This is a genomic window from Paenibacillus sp. FSL H7-0357 (assembly GCF_000758525.1).
Lineage (GTDB): Bacteria > Bacillota > Bacilli > Paenibacillales > Paenibacillaceae > Paenibacillus_AQ.
This window is the reverse complement of record NZ_CP009241.1, coordinates 1478326-1497593: the sequence shown is the minus strand read 5'-3', so window position 1 is coordinate 1497593 and position 19268 is coordinate 1478326. Positions and strand designations below refer to the sequence as shown.

17 protein-coding genes are annotated in these 19268 nt (G+C 54.5%); 2 read left to right on the top strand and 15 right to left on the bottom strand.

Features of this window, described 5'->3' with window-relative positions; all coding sequences use genetic code 11:
• Positions 1 to 77: 77 nt before the first annotated feature.
• Positions 78 to 1766 carry a methyl-accepting chemotaxis protein gene (locus H70357_RS06655; protein WP_038587176.1) on the top strand — a complete coding sequence of 563 codons (1689 nt, stop codon included), beginning with the start codon at positions 78 to 80 and terminating at the stop codon, positions 1764 to 1766.
• Positions 1767 to 1878: 112 nt separating this feature from the next.
• Here H70357_RS06655 and H70357_RS06650 read toward each other — a convergent pair whose 3' ends face one another.
• The 13 genes from H70357_RS06650 to cobD all read right to left on the bottom strand — a co-directional run bounded on the left by H70357_RS06650 (position 1879) and on the right by cobD (position 15733).
• Positions 1879 to 2205: a YnfA family protein gene (locus H70357_RS06650; RefSeq protein ID WP_038587174.1), complete on the bottom strand. Its 327-nt coding sequence runs from the start codon at positions 2203 to 2205 to the stop codon at positions 1879 to 1881.
• A 2-nt stretch (positions 2206 to 2207) separates the two neighbouring features.
• Positions 2208 to 3812, bottom strand: a complete 1605-nt coding sequence (locus tag H70357_RS06645) for a cobyric acid synthase (protein ID WP_038587172.1) — start codon at positions 3810 to 3812, stop codon at positions 2208 to 2210.
• Between the two features lie 100 nt (positions 3813 to 3912).
• A complete protein-coding gene (gene cobS / locus H70357_RS06640) occupies positions 3913 to 4725 on the bottom strand; it encodes an adenosylcobinamide-GDP ribazoletransferase (protein WP_038587170.1) in 813 nt (270 codons plus the stop codon).
• Positions 4722 to 5270 carry a bifunctional adenosylcobinamide kinase/adenosylcobinamide-phosphate guanylyltransferase gene (gene cobU, locus H70357_RS06635; protein ID WP_038587167.1) on the bottom strand — a complete coding sequence of 183 codons (549 nt, stop codon included), beginning with the start codon at positions 5268 to 5270 and terminating at the stop codon, positions 4722 to 4724. The genes cobS and cobU overlap by 4 nt, the downstream gene beginning before the upstream one ends.
• Positions 5267 to 6328 carry a nicotinate-nucleotide--dimethylbenzimidazole phosphoribosyltransferase gene (gene cobT / locus H70357_RS06630; RefSeq protein ID WP_038587165.1) on the bottom strand — a complete coding sequence of 354 codons (1062 nt, stop codon included), beginning with the start codon at positions 6326 to 6328 and terminating at the stop codon, positions 5267 to 5269. Before cobT ends, cobU begins: the two co-directional genes overlap by 4 nt.
• 324 nt (positions 6329 to 6652) lie before the next feature.
• Complete coding sequence (locus tag H70357_RS06625; RefSeq protein ID WP_038587163.1) at positions 6653 to 7837, bottom strand: aminotransferase class I/II-fold pyridoxal phosphate-dependent enzyme; 1185 nt, start codon at positions 7835 to 7837, stop codon at positions 6653 to 6655.
• The gene (locus H70357_RS06620; protein WP_063848021.1) at positions 7830 to 8819 is read right to left on the bottom strand and encodes a D-alanine--D-alanine ligase; all 990 of its coding nucleotides are present in this window, start codon (positions 8817 to 8819) and stop codon (positions 7830 to 7832) included. The genes H70357_RS06625 and H70357_RS06620 overlap by 8 nt, the downstream gene beginning before the upstream one ends.
• Before the next feature lie 15 nt (positions 8820 to 8834).
• Positions 8835 to 10289 (bottom strand): aminotransferase-like domain-containing protein, encoded by a 1455-nt coding sequence (locus tag H70357_RS06615; protein ID WP_038587161.1) that lies wholly within the window; start codon positions 10287 to 10289, stop codon positions 8835 to 8837.
• Between the two features lie 285 nt (positions 10290 to 10574).
• Positions 10575 to 11285, bottom strand: coding sequence for a histidine phosphatase family protein (locus H70357_RS06610; RefSeq protein WP_052091867.1), 711 nt, complete (start codon positions 11283 to 11285; stop codon positions 10575 to 10577).
• A 59-nt stretch (positions 11286 to 11344) separates the two neighbouring features.
• Positions 11345 to 11635: a hypothetical protein gene (locus tag H70357_RS35725; protein ID WP_063848020.1), complete on the bottom strand. Its 291-nt coding sequence runs from the start codon at positions 11633 to 11635 to the stop codon at positions 11345 to 11347.
• Between the two features lie 25 nt (positions 11636 to 11660).
• Positions 11661 to 12620 carry an adenosylcobinamide-phosphate synthase CbiB gene (gene cbiB / locus H70357_RS06600; protein ID WP_038587159.1) on the bottom strand — a complete coding sequence of 320 codons (960 nt, stop codon included), beginning with the start codon at positions 12618 to 12620 and terminating at the stop codon, positions 11661 to 11663.
• A gap of 37 nt (positions 12621 to 12657) precedes the next feature.
• Positions 12658 to 13614: an adenosylcobinamide amidohydrolase gene (locus tag H70357_RS06595; protein WP_231578384.1), complete on the bottom strand. Its 957-nt coding sequence runs from the start codon at positions 13612 to 13614 to the stop codon at positions 12658 to 12660.
• A gap of 1024 nt (positions 13615 to 14638) precedes the next feature.
• Positions 14639 to 15733, bottom strand: a complete 1095-nt coding sequence (cobD, locus tag H70357_RS06590) for a threonine-phosphate decarboxylase CobD (protein WP_038587157.1) — start codon at positions 15731 to 15733, stop codon at positions 14639 to 14641.
• A gap of 224 nt (positions 15734 to 15957) precedes the next feature.
• On the opposite strand from cobD, the gene H70357_RS06585 reads away from it, so the two are divergent.
• On the top strand, positions 15958 to 16959 hold the full coding sequence (locus H70357_RS06585) for a lipoate--protein ligase (RefSeq protein ID WP_038587155.1): 1002 nt from the start codon (positions 15958 to 15960) through the stop codon (positions 16957 to 16959).
• 202 nt (positions 16960 to 17161) lie between these two features.
• On the opposite strand, the gene H70357_RS06580 is transcribed toward H70357_RS06585, so the two are convergent.
• A complete protein-coding gene (locus H70357_RS06580; RefSeq protein ID WP_038587152.1) occupies positions 17162 to 18304 on the bottom strand; it encodes an ABC transporter permease in 1143 nt (380 codons plus the stop codon).
• Positions 18301 to 19248: an ABC transporter ATP-binding protein gene (locus H70357_RS06575; RefSeq protein WP_038587149.1), complete on the bottom strand. Its 948-nt coding sequence runs from the start codon at positions 19246 to 19248 to the stop codon at positions 18301 to 18303. Before H70357_RS06575 ends, H70357_RS06580 begins: the two co-directional genes overlap by 4 nt.
• Positions 19249 to 19268 lie beyond the last annotated feature (20 nt).

Below are 19268 nucleotides of genomic sequence, written 5' to 3'. Positions count from 1 at the left end.
GGAGTATATAGCTGTGTGCCCGCTTATAAGCGTTGGCATGGGATCGATGCATTCAAATAGAAAAGGAGAGAATGGATATGTCACGCTTTAAGAATTCAATCAGCCGCAAATTTACACTTTTGTTGTTTGTCGTCCTATTGCTCACATCTCTTGTGTTAAGTATCAGCTTCTACTTTATATCAATGAGTACCATCGACGGCTACGTAATGCCGCAAATTAACAAGCTTCTGACCGGGGCCGCTCAGGATGTCTACAAGAATTTGAACGCAACCCACGCCCAGCAGACCCTGAGTAAGAGTGCACAGGCCACCACGAATGTCGAATACTATTTCCAGGAAAAAAGAAAGCTGCATGATGTGGAGACCATTTTCCTCATCGAAATGAAAGATGGAAAGGCCACCGTACTGGCCGCAGATCACGGCTCAAAGCTGAAGGCTGAAGAAAGCCTTAAGGTATTGCCCGCTATGGAACAAGCCGCTAAAGGAAAAACGGGGCTTAGTGAAATCTATAGTGACAGTCACGGTATACATAAGACCGCCTATGTCAGTGTTCCTGGCAGCAAGATGGTCATCGGAGTAAGTTCTGACGTTGGTTTTGTTGAAGACAAGATAAACAGCATCGTTTGGGCAAGTATAGGAATTACACTGCTGTCGCTGATCATTGGAACCGCCGCCGCGACCTTTATGAGCCGGAAAATCACACGGCCGCTCTCTCAGCTTACCGCTTATAGCAATAAGCTCGCTGCCGGTGATTTCACGCAGAATCTGGTTATCAAGGGCAACGATGAGGTCGGCCAGTTGTCGGTGAGCTTCCAAAGTATGGGACAACGGCTTAAGGAAATGATCGGGCAGGTGCTCGATACTTCAGGCAGTGTCGTCGCCGATGCCAATGATCTGAAAGCGCGTGTTGAAGTGCTGGGCGAAATGGCCGAGCGTTCGGCGCTATCCGTTACGGAGATCGGCAAAGGCAGTACAACTATTGCCAGCAGCGCACTGGAGAACTCCAGAGCCATGGAAGAAATCAATTTCGGCATTCAGCATATCGCATCCGCAGCCGGTGAAGTCACCGAGCAGATCAGTGAAGCTGCAGCGGAAGCCATGGGCGGCAATGAGGTTGCCCAGAGTGCCGTACAGCAAATGCGTCAGGTGGAGCATGCCTCTCAGAAGTCGCTGGAGCAGTTCCGCATCATGAATGAACGTTCCCTGATGATTGGCGGGGTTGTCCAGGGCATCACCGAAATAACCAAGCAGATTCAGATGCTTTCGCTGAATGCTTCCATTGAAGCGGCACGCGCAGGCGAGCATGGCCGCGGTTTTGCTGTTGTAGCCGGAGAAGTCCGCAAGTTGTCCGAGCAGTCCAAGGAATCCAATGAGCAGATCCGCGACTTCCTGCTTAGCCTGCAGGAGGATATGAACCGTTCGGTGGAAGAAATGAATCATGTGAACTCGGAAGTAGCCTCGGGCGTAGGCAAAGCGGTGGAAGCCGGCAATGCCTTTAATCAACTGCTTATTCTTATTCAAAGCATCAATCACAGCATTCAGTCCGTATCTGCCGCCACCCAGCAGATTTCGGCCGGCACCGAAGAAGTAAGCGCCTCGGTGGAGGAAACCGCACAAATCACCGGCAAATCGCAAGCCAGTGCAGAATTGCTTGCGGAGAACTCCTCACGGCAGCATGAGGAGCTGGATGGCCACTCCCTGACTGTGGAGCATCTGCATGAACAAGCGGTGAAGCTGCAGGAAGCTGTGAAACAGTTCAAGATTTAAAGAGAACCCGCTTCTTTCGAACCATATCAAAAGGCAGTCCACAGCTTATCAAAGCTTGGACTGCCTTTTTGTTAGATTGCGCTGCAATTTAATAACGCTCTTCCCCTCCAGATCAGTGTCTCGGTGCCCACAGGATAACCGATACCCCAATCACACAAATACCTGCACCGATCCAGTCATACAGATCCGGTGTCTTCTTGTCCACCAGCCAGCCCCAAAGAACGGCAAGCACGATGAACACACCGCCATAGGCGGCGTACACCCTGCCGAAAGAAGGGAACTTCTGCAAGGTGGGGATGATGCCGTACACAATCAGAATTAGTGCACCAACGAGGCCGTACCAGAGCGGCCGCGACTCCCGCAGCCACAGCCAGATCAAATAACCGCCGCCGATTTCAGCCAGACCGGCAACAATAAACAGCAGAACCGCCAGCACCATCCTTACCCCTCTTCTCCGGGAAGACCCATTATTCTGTAAACTGCCTCCATATCAAGGCTGGCTCTTACGGCATCTGCCAGGCGGTCGAATTCCTGCTCGCGGAGCGCTGCCGACGAGAAGGTCCTGGCCAGCGGGGCAAGACCTTTGGCCTGCCGTATTCCGTCAAGCCAGGCTCTGCGCAGGCTATCATTATGAAACAAACCATGCAGATAAGTTCCCCATATCTTGCCGTCTGGCGTACCCCAACCTTCAGGCAACGTCTCCCCATCCGGTCCCGTCAGGTGGAACAGGCTTCTGACGCCTGCACCTTCATGTTTTGTCGTGGTACCCATATGAATCTCATATCCGGCAACGGGAATTTCCTCAGCCGCTCCGGGGTCAAGGCCGCATAATTGCAGCGGATGATCCTCAGCCAGCGTGCCGCTTACACGCACCGTCGTCTTATGCGGCAGAAATTCCGTGGACAGGGGCAGATAGCCCAGCCCGTCACTATCCCCCGGCTCCGCATTTTCAACAGCATGCGGATCGAGCAGCCTCCGCCCCAGCATCTGGTAACCTCCGCAAATGCCGGTAAGCTGCGATGTTCCGTACTCCAGCGCATTCGTTATTGCTTCAGGGAAGCCCTGCTCCCGCAAATAATTCAGGTCTGCCGCCGTATTCTTCGTACCCGGCAGAATGATGGCATCCGGTGTGCCCAGCTCCTCTACGGAGGTCACATAACGCACAGCGGTATCCGGCTCATCCTCCAACGGATCGAAGTCGGTGAAGTTCGATATTCTCGGGTAGCGGATGACTGCAATATCCAGCTCCTTCGCGCTGCCGGGCTGCATACGGCCCGAAGTCCCTTCCAGTACTACGGAATCCTCCGCCTCTATCCGCAGCTGCGGCAGAAACGGCAGCACACCAAGCACCGGGATCCCGGTGCGCTGCTCCAGCCAATCCAGACCGGGCTGCAGCAAGGAGAGATCGCCGCGGAATTTATTGATAATGAAGCCTTTGACACGCGCCCGCTCATGCGGCTCCAAGAGTTCGAGTGTACCCACCAGAAAGGCGAATACGCCGCCTCTGTCAATGTCTGCGATCAGCAGCACCGGCGCATCCGCCCAGCCTGCGAGATTCATATTGACGATATCCCGTGCCTTCAGGTTGATCTCGGCCGGACTTCCCGCCCCTTCCATCAGCACGATATCATAAGCCGCCCGCAGACGATCCAGCGCGTCCAGCACCGTCCCTTTGGCTTCCGGCAGAAACTTCTCGCGGTATTCCCGCGCGCTCAGCGCCGTGTGCGGTACGCCATGGACGACGATTTGCGCGCTCATCTCGCCCGATGGCTTCAGCAGAATCGGATTCATGTCGCTGGTAGCCGTAATGCCGAATGCTTCGGCCTGCATGCCCTGGGCACGCCCGATTTCTTTTCCGTCCACGGTGACATAGGAATTCAGCGCCATATTCTGCGACTTGAAGGGCGCCGTCCGGTAGCCGTCCTGTGTCATAATCCGCCCGATGGCTGCAGTAACGAGGCTCTTGCCGACATCCGAAGCCGTTCCCTGCATCATCAGCACGGCCGCCCGCTGTTTCTTCTCTTGTGTGTCCGCTTGGTTCTTCATGCTCTTCTCCCCGCTTTCTTCCTGCTGCCGGAGTACTGGCGAAGCAGTTGTTCTTGTTCTAGCATACGCCGGAAATGTAGCTCTCCGCAGAACCTTCCGGCTACATCAGGTTGTGCTGCAGCAGCACCAGCAGGAGCAGCAGCGCTACCTCCAGCAGCTCGTTCAGCGCGCCGTATACATCGCCGGTGAGCCCGCCGAGCCGGCTGCTGATCCGCCGCGCCGCGAGATGGCCGCAGAGCACTGCGGCCACCGGGGCAAGGCAGGCCGCCGCCAGATGCTGCGGCCAGGTGCCGCTTGCCGCGCCGAGCGCAAGTGGCGCAGCGGCAGCGGCCAGTGAGAGCAGCGCGGCGGTGAGCAGCGCGCGCCGCTCCTGCCGGGGCTGCAGCTCTGCGAAGCTGGCTGCCAACCCCTCATTGCCGCGGGCAACAGGATAGCGGGCCATCGCCCGCACCATATACCAGCGGCTCCAGACCGGCGGCAATAACAGCAGCGGCAGCTCGTAATAGGTGCCGCCTTCAATAAATGCCGCCAGCAAGGCGGCCTTCAGCAGCAATAGCAGCACGCAGGCCAGGACGCCCATCGCTCCTACGCGGCTGTCCTTCATGATCTCCAGCATCCGCTCCCGCGAGCGGTAGCTGAGCAGTGCGTCGGCGCTGTCCATCCAGCCGTCCAGGTGCAGCCCGCCGGTCAGCCCTACCCACAGGATGAGGGTGATTACAGCGGCAGGCCATGCCGGCAGCAGCCAAGCCGCTCCAGCGGCGCATAGCGCAGCACTCCCCCCGATCGCCGCACCGACGAGCGGATAATAGACCACGCTGCGCCGCAGCAAATCACGGGAAAAGTCACCGCCGCCCTTTACCGGAAAACGCGACAGGAACTGAAAAGCGGCGGCGGCATCCTCCCGCGCACTCATAGCAGATACTCCCTGCTCTTCAGCTCAACCGGTATACCGGCAGTGACGAGAAAGACCTGCTGGCACTGCCGGGCCAGCAGCGCATTCATCCGTCCGGCGAGATCACGGTACAGCCGTCCCAGTGCATATTCCGGCACGATGCCGTCACCAACCTCGTTCGTAACCAGAACGAGCGTCCCCTGGAAAGACGCCACACTGTGCTCCAGCCTGGCGATTTCCTGCTCCATCCGCTCTTGTCTGTCCGCCTGCCCTTCCACGGCCAGCAGTACATTGGAGAGCCACAGGGTCAGGCAGTCTACAAGCACCGCCTTTCCCCCGGAGAGACGCTCCAGCAGAGCCGGCAAATCCAGCGGCTCCTCCAGCGTCTCCCACTGGCCGCCGCTTTCTTCGCGCTGCTGCCGGTGCAGGGCAATCCGCGCCTTCATCTCTTCATCGAACGCTTGCCCGGTCGCCACATAGAAAGCCTGACCGGCCAGCGACAGTGTCAGGCGTTCGGCAAAGCTGCTTTTGCCGCTGCGCGCGCCGCCTGTTACAAGGATGCTCATCGGTTCTCCGCCCCGGATACCCCTGCGCTTTCGAAGGTGGCCATTTCGCGCATAATCCGGCACACCGCCTCAATCAGATGAAGGCAGAGGGCGCCCCCTGTTCCTTCGCCAAGACGCAGCCCAAGGTCGAGCAGCGCTTCCAGCCCCAGCCGCTCCAGCATCAGCTTATGCCCCTGCTCCCCTGAGACATGCGAGGCAATCATATAATGGATGGACTCCGGTGCAAGTGCTTTGGCCGCAAGCGCTGCGGCGCCGGAGATGAAGCCGTCAAGCACAACGGGAACCCGTGCAGCGGCTGCACCCAGAATAAGCCCGGCCAGACCGGCGATTTCAAGACCACCTACCTTAGCTAACACGTCGATAGCATCGTCCGTATCCGGTGCATTGATCTGCAGCGCCCGTTCCACCACTGCGATTTTATGGCGCAGCCGCTCATCGTCAATGCCAGTCCCCCGGCCTACAGCGGTCTCTGCCGGGATACCTTCCAGTGCACACAGCACCGCAGCGCTGGCTGTCGTATTGCCGATGCCCATTTCGCCGGTGATAAGTATCTCCGTTCCACTCTTCACCGCTTCCTCCGCCACGCTCACTCCGGCCAAAATGGCTCTCAGCGCTTCCTCCCGGCTCATCGCCGGTCCCTGCGCCATATTGCAGGTTCCACGCCGCACCTTGCGGTCAATCAGCTCCGGATGGCTCAGGTCACCGCCTATCCCGATATCCACCAGCTTCACCTCTGCCCCGCCTTGGCGGGCCAGCACATTCACCGCTGCGCCGCCGCTGAGGAAATTATGGGCCATCTGCACCGTAACCTCCTGCGGAAATGCGCTGACTCCCTCACTGCAGACACCGTGGTCTGCAGCCATGACCACTACGGTGCGTTTGCCGTAGCTTGGCTGTTCCACACCGGAGATTCCCGCCAGCCGGACGGCTAATGCCTCCAGCCGGCCAAGGCTTCCCGGCGGCTTGGTCAGGCTGTTCAGCCGGTCCTCGGCGCGCAGTATCGCTTGTTCATCGGCGGGGACAATCCGCCCAATCACTTCTTCCAAAGCTGAAATCATAGTTACTCCTCCTGTTTCTTCTATTACAACTCTATTTAAATAACCGTAGCTCCACGGCACAAAGCCCCCTCTCCAAAGAAGGGGGCTTTGTGCTGCCACTGCTGCTGCCGCGAACTATTTTAGTGCATACCCCTATTTCTTCCTTAAGGATTATAGGTGATATAGCAGGATCATACAATTACATTTTTACCTTCATGCACTTGGAAAGCTGTCTATACCGCTGCTTCCGGTTGCAGAGCTTTAATACTGTCTTGTGGAGAATTTCTTCACACGTATGATCATTTGCATTTACACATTCATTCACACTTGCATTTTCGTTTACATTCATATTCTTACTTTCATAAACCCTTCCATCCGCTCCAGCGCTTCGGTCAGCCTCTCTGTGGATGTCGAATAGGAGCAGCGAATATGCCCCTCGCCGCCGCTTCCGAACACATGTCCCGGAACTGCGGCGACTCCAGCCTCCCGCAGGAGGCGCAAAGCAAATTCCTCCGATTTCAGTCCGGTATGAGCGATGGACGGGAAGGCATAGAACGCACCCTGCGGCTGATGGCAGTGAAGTCCGATGGTTCTGAGGCCCTCCACAAACAGGGTTCTGCGCTGCCGGAAGCATGCCTTCATCCGGTCTTTGTCGGGCAGCCCGCTACGCAGGGATTCGATCGCGGCAATCTGGCCCAGCACCGGCGCACACATCGCGGTATACTGATGAATCTTCAGCATCGCTGCCAGCAGCTCATGATTCCCGCAGACATAACCGACACGCCAGCCGGTCATGGCGAATGCCTTCGAGAAGCCGCTGATCACTATCGTCCGCTCCTGCATGCCGGGGAGCGAAGCGATACTAACATGAGTGCTGTCATAGGTAAGCTCCGCATAGATTTCATCCGAAAGCACGAGCAGATTATGCTCTTTTACAACTTCTGCAATCGGCAGCCAGTCCTCATAGGACATGACTGCTCCCGTAGGATTATTCGGGAAATTCACTACCAGCAGCTTCGAGCGTGGGGTGATGGCCTTACGCAGCGCTTCCGCTGTAAGCTTGAAGCCCTGCTCTGCCGTAGCTTCCACCTCAACCAGCGCCCCTCCGTTTAAGTGGGCAATCGGCGAATAGGCAATATAGCTGGGAGAAGGGATGATGATCTCATCACCCGGAGCCGTGAAAGCGCGCAGTGCCAGATCAAGGGCTTCACTGCTGCCCACCGTAACCATGATCTCGTCCGCCGGATGATACTGCAGTCCAAAGCTGCTCCCCAGATATTGGGCGATCTCTTCTCTAAGCTCCAGCAGTCCGGCATTCGGGGTGTACATCGTTTCCCCGCGGTTCAAAGCGCGGACGCAGGCAGCTCTTACATGCTCAGGTGTAGCGAAATCCGGTTCACCTACGCCCAGTGATATAATATCGTTGTTACCGGCAGTGAGATCAAAAAAAGCCCGGATGCCCGAAGGCGCAATCTCCCGCACACGGGGAGCTATCCAATCCTCTGCCATCTTGCGGTTCTCCTTAAGCATGACCTGCTACCTCTTGCCTTTCTTCTTCCATCTTCGTCTCCGTTACCTCTTGCGTTACTTGGACTGCCTGATTCGCTCGCCGTTCCTTCAGAGAACCCGCGATAATCTCATCCAGCAGACTGCTGAAGGTGAATCCGGCCGCAAGTGCGCTTTTGGGCAGCAGGCTCGTTTCGGTCATGCCCGGCAGTGTATTGACCTCAAGTACGTAGGGAATCCCATTCTTCAGCAGCATATCCACCCGTGCATATACCGAGCATTTCAGCGCATGATAACAGGCCAGCGCTGCCGTTTGCACCCGCTCCAGGATCTCGGCAGGCAGCTGAATTACCCGTTCGTCGGCTCCGCCCTGCTCATATTTGGAGCTGTAATCGAACCAGTCCGCGCCCAGCGCATGGATGCCGATAACGGGCAGAAGAGTTCCGCCGAGGATCGGGCAGGTAATCTCCTGACCTTCGGTATACGATTCGACGAGTACCGACTGGTCTGCGGCAAAAGCTTTCTCCACCGCGCTCCGCAGCTCCTGCGAGCTATTCACTTTGGTCATCCCGATGCTGGAACCGCCTGAGTTCGGCTTCACCATCACCGGGTAACCGAGCCGTTCCACGGCTTCCGGCGCAACATCCTCCGTCCGGTCCCAGCACAGCCAGTCAGGCGTAGGAACACCTTTGCTGCGGAGAATTGTTTTGGACAGATGTTTATCCATGCACAGGCTGCTGGACAGCATGCCACTCCCGGAATATGGGATGCCAAGCGTCTCCAGCGTCCCCTGAACCGTTCCATCCTCACCATAGGTTCCATGAAGGGCAAGCAGCGCAAAATCCAGACCTTTTACCTGTCCGATCAGCTGTTCACGCTCTGTAATAACCACCGGGACAACCTCATATTTGCTCCGGTCCAGGTGCTTCAGCATTTCTCTGCCGGTATTCAGCGACACTTCATATTCAGAGGAAACTCCGCCCATTATTACGCCTACTTTTATCATCCCCATAACCCCTTTTCATCCCAGTAGTTGCCGTGCTGCCCTGCCGATAATCTCAATTCCCCTGCGGATATCCCCGTCAGCCACCCTGGAGAAGCCCAGGCGCAGCGTGTTTTGTCCTGTTCCATTCGTGAAGAAGATATCCCCCGCTGTAAAAATAACCCCCCGCTCACGGCAGGCATCCAGCAGCTCTCTTGTACTAAAGCCTTCGGGAAATGTTACAAAAAGATGCAGTCCGCCGTCTCCGCTTAGCCCAACATACGGCAAATACTCCTTGCAGCATTCCAGCGTCAGCTCGTATTTCCGTCTATATTCCGTTCGCGCACGTTTGAGGTATTTTTCCAGATGGCCGCCGAGCAGATATTGATACAGAATGGATTGATCCAGCGTTGAAGTATGAATACTTCGGGCTCTTTTGACACTTTCCAGATAATAGATCAGCTCCTGATCAGCCAGCACCCAGCCTACACGCAGTCCGGGAAACAACACCTTGGAGAAGCTGCCAAGATAGACGACGCTGTTCCCGCCGCCCGCGGCCGCGATTAACGGGGCTACATGTGAGCCCGAATAGCGCAGCTCTTCGTTGAAGCCGTCCTCGATGACCGGCACCTTGTACTCCGCCATCAGCTTCATCAGCCCTTGTCTTTTTTCGGGGGACATGACGATGCCGGTGGGATTGTGATAGGAAGGCACAAAATACGCGCAGTCATACTCCCGCTCCTCCAGCGCCCGTTTCAGTTCACCGAGGTGGATGCCGTCCCGCTCCATGGTTACTCCAGTGATTTCAAATCCATTCAGCCGCATATTTTTGATCGCCGTATGATGGGTCGGATTCTCGCATAGCACCTGCCCGTGCTTCTGGCCAAGTGCGGACAGCACCAAATCGAAGCCTTCCGTAAAACCATTCGTAATCAGCATATCCTTGCCGCGCATATCCACGCCCTTATGCTCCATATATTGCCGCAAATAGTCTATTAAAGGCTTATACCCCTTGGCATAGCCATAGTTCAGCAGAACGTTGCCCTCTACGGACATGCGGTCCAGAAAGGCCCGCTTTACATTATCCAGATCAAACAGGCTCTCATCGGGCGCAATACTGGTAAAAGAAATCGTGCCCTTCTCCGCGCGGATTCCGCGCTTCATTATATCCAGTTCCTCCGCCAGCAGCGCGCGGCTGTTCATCCGCTCTTTCCAGTCCACGGTCCAGTAGGGGGCCGCTGCACTCTCAGTAGAGGCAGCAAGCGAAACATAACTTCCTTGACCCTGCACCGTATACGCAAAGCCGTCATCCGTAAGCCCCGCATAAGCGGAAATAATCGAATTGCGGCTGACTTTCAGCAGTGTGCTGAGCTCGCGTGTCGACGGAAGCTTCTGGCCGCCTTGGAGGGCGCCTTTTAGAATGAGATGCTTCAAATAATCCTTCACCTGAATATATACCGGACGTCCGGCAATGAGCTTGAAATCCTTAAACATGCTTCAATCGCCCCCATAGCTATCATGGCACAGTCGCCAGCGTAAAAAAAGAACCACAACCCCGGGATTTTCTTCCGGTGTGGTTCTATGACGGGATAACCCATGCGTCCCGCGGTGATATAGCTTTTTAATTACATAATGTGGGTACTTTTCTGGGCACCGAGTCTCTGCAGACCCACAGCTTCCCAGCTGTATACACGGCACACGGACTAATCAACGCCTGCATTATGGGATTCCTTCTAGTGCTTACACTTGTCTTAGGCTGAACGGTCTATTGAAAAAGGATTACCACTGCCACTTGCCTCCGCTCCGTACCAGTGTAAGTACTGCCACCGTTCCAGGCGGCGGAGCGGCGGCAGTACGAAAAGTCACGTCCTCCAAAGCCCGTGCCAGCAGCTGGCGGATTACACCGCCGTGGGTCACCAGCAGCACACGCAAATGCAGCGGCTCTTCACTAGGGTGGTGGTCCGGAGCGGCAGTTTGGACGGTACTGTCTTCAGGGAGCAGGCTTAATTCAGCCTCATCCCCGCTTGCTTCGGCTGACTGCCTTAGTTCCTTTAAAAACGAGTCCAGCCGCGCTTCGAACGCCTCCCAGGATTCCCCGTCAGGCGGCGTGACTTCGGCAGGATCATCAATCCAGCTTCGATAATCGAGATTATTCTGCAGCTGCTCATAAGTACAGCCCTCCCACGCGCCGAAGCTCATCTCACGCAAACGGGAATCATAAAGGGCCGACGCCTCAAGACCTGGTGCGATGCAAGCCAATGTCTCCCGGCATCTGCGCAAATCGCTGCAATATACCCGCCAGAAATCTCCGCGCAGTTCAGGCTGCTCCTTGAGCGCAGTCAACTCCTCCTGTGCTCCGGGCAGCAGAGGAAGATCTGTGCTCCCCAGATAACGGCATTCCTTATTCCACTGTGTATGGCCATGGCGGAGAAGAACTAACTGGAGCTTGAGTACTTTGGGCAGTACTTGATCCAGTTTTGGAGCCAGCACCAGTGCTTTCTCATCCCTCGGCCTTGGCTCTTTCCTTATCTCCTGCTCTAGCACTTGTTTTAGTTTTGACTCTTTTCCGTGCTTTTGCCTTTGCTGTTGTTCTTGCTTTTGCTCTTGCTCTTGCCTTTGTTCTTGCCCTTGCCTTTGTTCTTGCTCTTGCCTTTGTTCTTGCTCTTGCCTTTGTTCTTGCTCTTGCCTTTGTTCTTGCTCTTGCCTTTGTTCTTGCCCTTGCCTTTGTTCTTGCCCTTGCCTTTGTTCTTGCCCTTGCCTTTGTTCTTGCCCTTGCTCTTGTTCGCGCACATGCTCATGCTCATGCTCATGCTCATGCTCTTGTCCATGTCCTTGTCCATGTGTTAGATCTGTCATGCTCGCCGCTCAGCCTCCGATCCAAATCCATGCCAATGCTGCGCAGAAGCAGACGAATATTGCCGAAGAGAGTAGCATCAGCCGGGAGGTCACAATAATATCCTCCGGTTCCATAGCACGCAGCGGGTCCCCCATGTAAGCCCGGAACGAAGTGATGCCGTGATAGACATTTTCGCCTCCCAGCCGAATGCCCAGTGCTCCGGCAACTGCCGACTCCGGGTAGCCGCTGTTCGGACTGGGATGAAGGCGGGCATCGCGAAGTACGGTGCGCCAGCAGCCCCGCCAATCCAGCCGCAGCAGCCAGGCGCATAAGGTTAACAACAGCGCAGTGATTCGCGCCGGTATGTAATTGACCACATCATCGAGCCGGGCGGATGCCCAGCCGAGGTCGCGGTATTTGTCGTTCTTGTAGCCGACCATGGAATCCAGCGTGTTCACTGCACGGTAAGCCATGGCCAGCGGTGCACCGCCCAGCAGGGCGAAGAACAGAGGGGAAATAATCGCATCGACGATATTCTCCGCTACGGTTTCCACAGTGCCGCGGACAATCTCCGGGCTGTCCAGCCCAGCCGTATCGCGGCCGACGATCATCCCCAGCGCCCTGCGCGCTGCGGGATGATCACCCTTGCGCAGCTCGACATATACGGCAAGCCCTGCCTCCTTCAATCCTTTGGCGGCAACCGTTGTGGAGAGCAGCCAAGCCCCGGCTGCCCAGCCGAGCCAGGGAGATACCCAGGACAGCAGTCCGACGAGGAGTGCTGTCAACCCCCAGGCTCCGCCCGCCACCAGCAGCGGCAGCAGGATCCCGGCCCGCTTCAGACTCCGCGGCTGCGAGACAAAGCGGCGGATCAGCCGCTCGATCGCAGAAATCGCCTTCCCCATATACACTACGGGATGGGGAAGACTCCTTGGATCGCCTACGATCAGGTCCAGCACATAGGCTGCCAGCAATATTAACGCAAGACTCACAAGCGCTCACCCCGCCGGGTTATCAGGAATTGACTGCTCATTGCCCACTCGTCCTAGCCTGCTCCTGTTGAGCAGATGGCACAGCTTGGGTCTGTCGAGCGGATGACACAGTTTGAGCCAGTGGAGCAGGTGGCACAGCTTGAGCCATGGGGGCGCTTTGGATGGCTTGCGCCTTGGAATCGTCCTGCACAACTTGATCTGTTTGAGCCGATATTACTGGTTCAGCCAATTGTTCCACCTTGGCTGGCTGCACAGAATGCGCCGGCTGCACGGATTTCACCGACTGCAGGCTGCCGGTAACAGCGGCATACACCAGCCGGCCAATGGCGCCGCCAAGATCAGTCGCTGTTCCTGCATAGACATGCTCCGCGCCGTAGCGCCCGCTTTGGCTCACCGCAAGCACAATCGCATCCGTGGTTGTGCCGGTTGCAATCAGGCCGTTCTCGGGATCAGTGACGCCGAGATCGGCCAGGGCGGCAGCTTTGGCTTCGGCTGCCGTCATTACGGCATTGACCATCGCCGCCGGAGTCAGCCGTCCGTCAATGCCGAGCATAATATTGATCGTGCCGGGGCGGTAAGCCGCCAGCACGGGGCGATCCACCCCGGCACGCGCGGCATTGCCCGAAGCGGCCGTCACACAGCAGAAGATGCCTGCCGAGCCGGTATCTTCCTCTATCACAGCTGCGTGCTCCAGCGGCACAGCAGTCATAAGGCCCGCACAGCCTTCTTGCGGGTAGCCCCATTCGCGTAATTTAAGCTCCATATCCCGCACAGGATCGCTACACTCGTAATCACGACTGACAAATTGATTGACGGCCCGCTGTAGACGCCCCATTCCCCCGCCGTACACCGCACTCGAAATCCCATCCGCCTCAGCCGGGAACTCCAGCAGCAGATGTCCTTCCTTCCATTCCAGCACAAGCCCCGGCCATACCCTGCTCAGGTACACAGTTTCCCCGCCGGTAAGATTAAAAGGGATTTTCACTTCATCCATCTTCTATCCGTCTCCCCTCACAGTTCTATTCCAAACTCTATGCACAGCATCAGCCTTGTTCGCAGTTTCAACCTCGTTCGTATTGCAGCTCCGTGTTCGCAGCTTACTGCGTCTCCGTAACTCCTACTGTAATTGTACTCAAAAAACAGGTAAGAAGAAGCGTGCCATCCAGCCGTTCTCCCTAAACATTGCCGCACAAGGAGTGAATAACATAAAACTTTCATCAACGTTGGATTCTTGCTAAGTATAGAAGGGCAGCCGGATCACTATGACTTTTTATAGAAATAACCTTGCCTATCTAACAAACTTTTTCTCTACGAACAAACAACAGTTCAGCTGACATACCTCTTCTTAGCAACATACTTCTTCACCTCTAGCTTACCTCTTCTCAGCTAGCCTCCCCCATCTCAGCTAACTTACTACTTTTCATCTACTGGGCTAATTGCATTCTGTACAACTAAAAGCCCCCATTTCAGGAGGAAATTTGATTTAGTTGCACTCCGTACATCTAAACAGCCCGGTTTCAGCAGAAATGTCCTTTTCGGCTACTTTTAATTGCACAAAATACAGGTATCTCTCAAAGCGCCCTGCTGCCGCACCTGATAGTTGCAGAAATTACATTTATTCTATTCGGGCTCTCGTAACCAATCATTTTCACGGACTTTTCATTCCATTATATCCCACCAAATGACCCTTTTCACTACGTGGCAGATGGGTGAGCTTACTCTGATCAATCGCCCAATCCAGAGAATAAATATCAAACAATCCCTTCAACTTCTAATGCAAAAAGTACAACAGATCCAACTCTTTTGACTCCAGAAAAGCTTTCTATTGCATTCTATACAGTAGAATTCGCCACATCGCTCGTAAATGGACCTTTTTGGGGAATTCTGTTGCAGAGAATACAATAGAATCAATTTCCGCCCAATTCAACGTCCATTCTACTGTACAAAATACAATAGAATACTGGTGCATCAAATCAAATCCGGCGACGCGCCTAATATCCAGCATGCAGCCCAGCCGATCATAAAAATTCCCCCTGCATAATCTCCGCCATCTGCCGGAGCAGCCGGGCATTGTCGTCGCGCCCCCGGACCGCGACGCGGATATGGCCAGGCCCCAGGCCGGCATACATGGCGCAGCTGCGCACCAGGATGCCGCTGCGGCCCAGCCTGGCCTGCATTTCCTGCGCGCTCCATGGCGCAGGCAGGCCGGCGAGCAGGAAGTTGGCCTCGCCCGGCGGCACAGCACAGCCGAGGTGCAGCAGCCCCTGCCGCAGCACCTCCCGCTCCTCCGCGATTAACTCGCGGGTGTTCGCTTCATAGGCTTGCCCGCTGCGCAGGCAAGCTTCCCCGGCCAGCAGCGCCAGGCCGTTCACGCTCCACGTCACCTGCTTGGAGGTCATTGCCGCCGCAAGCTCGGGATGCGCGACCGTGAATCCCAGGCGCAGCCCCGGGATGGCATAAAACTTCGTCATCGAGCGGATCAGCACCGTCTGACGGTACTCCGCCAGCTCCGGCAGCAAAGATTGCCGCCGCTCCCCGGGAATGAAGTCGATGAACGCTTCATCGACCGCAAGAATGGCCCCGCAGCGCTCCGCCTTGCGTGCCAGCAGCCGGAGGTCGTCCAGCGAATACTGGACGCCGTTTGGATTGTTCGGCTGGCCGAGGAACAGCAGATCGACCTGCTCCAGCAGTCCGGCGATGCTCTGCACACCGGCCCGGTATTCCTGCTCCTTCGTTCCCTGAACGGACAAGACCTCCGCACCGAATTGCTCCGCAAGCTGGCGGTACTCGGAGAAGCAAGGCTCAATGATCCCCACCTTGCGTGGTGCTGCAGCCAGCAGTAGCAGCGCCATTGACTCTGCTGCCCCGTTGCCCACCGTAATCCAGCTGCTGTCCACTTCAAGACTCTCCGCCAGCAGCGACTTTAATCGGCGGTGTCCGGGATCGGGATAAGCCGTCACGGCTTGCCTGGAATCACGCAGCAGTTCAAGCACGCCGGGCGGCGGGCCCAGCGGGTTAATATTGGCGCTGAAATCAAGAAACAGGCCGTCCCCCACACCATAGAGTTCCGCCGCTGTCAGCAAATCACCGCCGTGGCCATATTTTTCAAGCATAGTTCTGCACTCCCTCTGATCTTCCTCGCGGGTATGTTCTTCATTGACCCAATTATTGCCCCTTTGCCAAGAGTACGTCAATGCCCCGGCACCAGTGAATGCACAGTTGGGCTCTTCAGCACACACCGCTGCTTATATGAAGAATGTTTTCTATTTTGTGAAATGCAAGCTTTTAGTTTAGAATAAATGCAGTAGTTAATCATGCCTAAGCGGAGGAATACACTATGCTTTTTATCGATAACACAGGAATCACAGACGCATCGATTAATCTGGCGATTGAAGAGTTTGCACTTAAAAACCTGCCGATGGACGAAAGCTATCTGCTCTTTTATATCAACAGTCCGTCCATCATCATCGGCAAACACCAGAATACGATTGAAGAGATCAACCAGGAGTATGTAAAAGACAACAACATCCAGGTCGTGCGGCGGTTGTCCGGCGGCGGGGCTGTCTATCATGACCTCGGCAATCTCAACTTCAGCTTCATTACCAAAGACGACGGACAGTCGTTCCATAACTTTCTTAAATTCACCCAGCCGGTCATCGACTATCTGCAGTCCATGGGTGTAAATGCCGAGCTTAGCGGGCGCAATGACCTTCAGGTCGGCGAGCAAAAAATTTCCGGAAATGCCCAATTCTCCACACGCGGACGTATGTTCAGCCATGGAACCTTGATGTTCAACCTCAATTTGGATGATGTGCAGGCTTCGCTCAATGTCAATCCGGAGAAATTCAAATCCAAGAGCACCAAATCCGTGCGCAGCCGTGTGGCCAACATTAAGGAGCTGCTCGGCACTGAAATGACGATTGAGGAATTCCGCGAAGGCCTGCTGCGTTCCATCTTTGGCATGGAGCCTTCCGAGGTTCCACAGTACAAGCTGACCATGGACGACTGGGTGCGGATCAATGAAATTTCCAAGGAGCATTACCAGAACTGGGATTGGAACTACGGCCTGTCGCCGAAAAGCAATGTGAAGCATACCCGCAAATTCCCGGCAGGACTTGTCGATATCCGCATGGATATTGAAGACTCCATTATTCAAGAGATCAAAATTTACGGTGACTTCTTCGGCGTCGGCGATGTGGCAGACGTAGAGAACGCGCTGCGCGGCAAACGTTATGAACAAGCTGAGGTCAGAGACGCTCTGTCCGGGCTCGATCTGAAGCATTATTTCGGCCGCATTGAGCCGGAGGACTTTATCGGGCTTATTTTCCTGGAAGAATAGCTTTTCGCAAGTGGAAACGGCTTTGCCGTCCTTTTTAAGGACGGTACCGTTTCAGCGAGAAATAGAAGGATAAGTTATCGTGTGAAACATATAAATTCTTATATTTGAACAAGAACCAGCCAATCTCCATTAACCGGAGTCTGACTGGTTTTTTAATGAAACAGCGGTTTCCAGCGCCGTTCCTTCCTCTCTTCACATTCAGCTATGCTTTGGAAAGCTTGCGCTTCTGGTACAGCAAAAGTCCTGTTACAAAATATATTACGGTGAGCAGCGCAATCATTATGAAATCAAACCATACCTCATGTAAGCCTGCTCCATCGTTCAAAATGTGATTAAAAGCATTGGCGGTATGCGTAAGCGGCAATAAATCTGTGATCCCAAAGGAATGCCCGTGAATTGTAAATATACTCATCTTCGGCAGGGGGAACATGCTCCCTGAAAAAAACATTAGAATAAAGAAAGGAAAACAGCCGACAGTTAAAACATCAAAAACAGTATTCAGGAAGCTTGCTACCACTAAGCTTATAGCAACCATGGAGAAGCTCGACAGGATCCCAACGACAAGGATGGCGCCAAATCCTCCTGCCGGTCTGTAGCCTAACCCAAGCGCCGTCCAGTAGGACAGAACAATGGCCCCTGCTGCTACGATGGCTTGCGTAATACATATACCGGCAAGGAAATTGAAGGCTCCAAGACGGCTGAGCTTCAACCTTATAAGTGTCTTCTTATCATTTTCCTTTACAATGGAAGCTGTGGCTGTAAACAGGATCATTAAAACAGCCAAAGAGATTAAACCCGGAACATAACCTTCAAATTCGTTCAACGGCTGTTTTTTCTCCAGAAAAGTTTCATTTATACTTGCGGGCAATATTATTTTCGCTGCATCCATCCCCTGTTTGCTTACAGCATCTGCCACCCATACCGCCGCAACCGGATATCGCATATTTCCCATACTTCCATAAAAGTTTATTTGAGCAGGGTCTGCATTGTTCCCGGCAGCCTTGCCGGCTAATTTGTCAGAATAATCTTCAGGGATCACGATTCCTATATCTACGGCCTTTTCCTTAATCTTTGCCCTTAATGGCTCCTCGCCACCGAAACCGGTTACATTAAATAGTTGCGAGTTGCCCTGCCCCTTCATATTCTCCAGATTGCTGATTAATTCGATGGACGCGTGGCCTGAATCCAAATTCAGAACGCCTAAATGATAGGTGGTAGGCCCTCCCCCGTAAAAAAGGTTCATCAGTACTAAAAAGAACGGAGAGAACATCAAAACCATCGCGAGAACTTTCCAATCCCTTATGTTTTCCTTAAAGGATTTGGTAACCGAAGCCGCCAGTCTCATTCCCGCAGCCCCCTTCCAGTCACAGCAATAAATGCATCCTCAAGCGTCCGCTTCCGGATCGTCATATCCTCTATATGTATGTTAAAAGCTTGCAATCTCTGGTTCACCTTCGGAATAAGCTCAAGAACTCCACCCGCCCCCAGCAAAAATAATCCATCCGAATAGGTTCGCTCTGTACATTCATCCGGCATTGACTTCAGGACTTGATGGGCCAAATCTGCGCTTACCCCATTTACCCGTATCTGCAGAAGTTCTCCCTCCCCGGATTTTGCCTTGAGCTTCTCAGGAGTGTCTATCAAAAGCACCTTCCCATGGTCCATGATGGCCACCCTGTCTGAAAGTCTGTCGGCTTCATCCATGTCATGTGTAGTGAGGATCACCGTTTTTTCTTGTGCCAGCTGTCTGATGAAGTCACGTACGAGTATTCTGCTCTGGGGATCAAGCCCTGCCTGAGGTTCATCCAAAATAATCAGCTTCGGGTCATGGACAAGTGCCAGCGCGATATTGAGTCTTCTTTGCATTCCGCCTGACAGCGTCTTGGCAAGCTTATTTCTTTTCTCCCAAAGTCCAAGCGATTGCAGCAGGCTTTCTGCCTTATTACCGGCTGCTCTGGAACTTAGCCCGTAGGCCATACCGGCAAATTTCAATTGTTCAAGGCAGGTAAGCAGCTCCCAGATGACGATTTCCTGCGGACACAGCCCAATCATCCCTTTTACACGCTCATAGCCGGAAGACATGGAGATTCCATTTACAGTAATACGGCCTGAATCCACTTTGAGAAGACCGCACAGCATTCTTATGGTAGTCGTCTTACCGGCACCATTGGGTCCAAGCAACCCGAATACCTCTCCCTTACGAACCGAAAAGCTTACATTGTCTACTGCGGGCAGTTCACCATATGTTTTGCTTAATCCTTCTACAGAAAGAAAGTTCTCATGCTCCATACATTGGATTACTCCTTTCG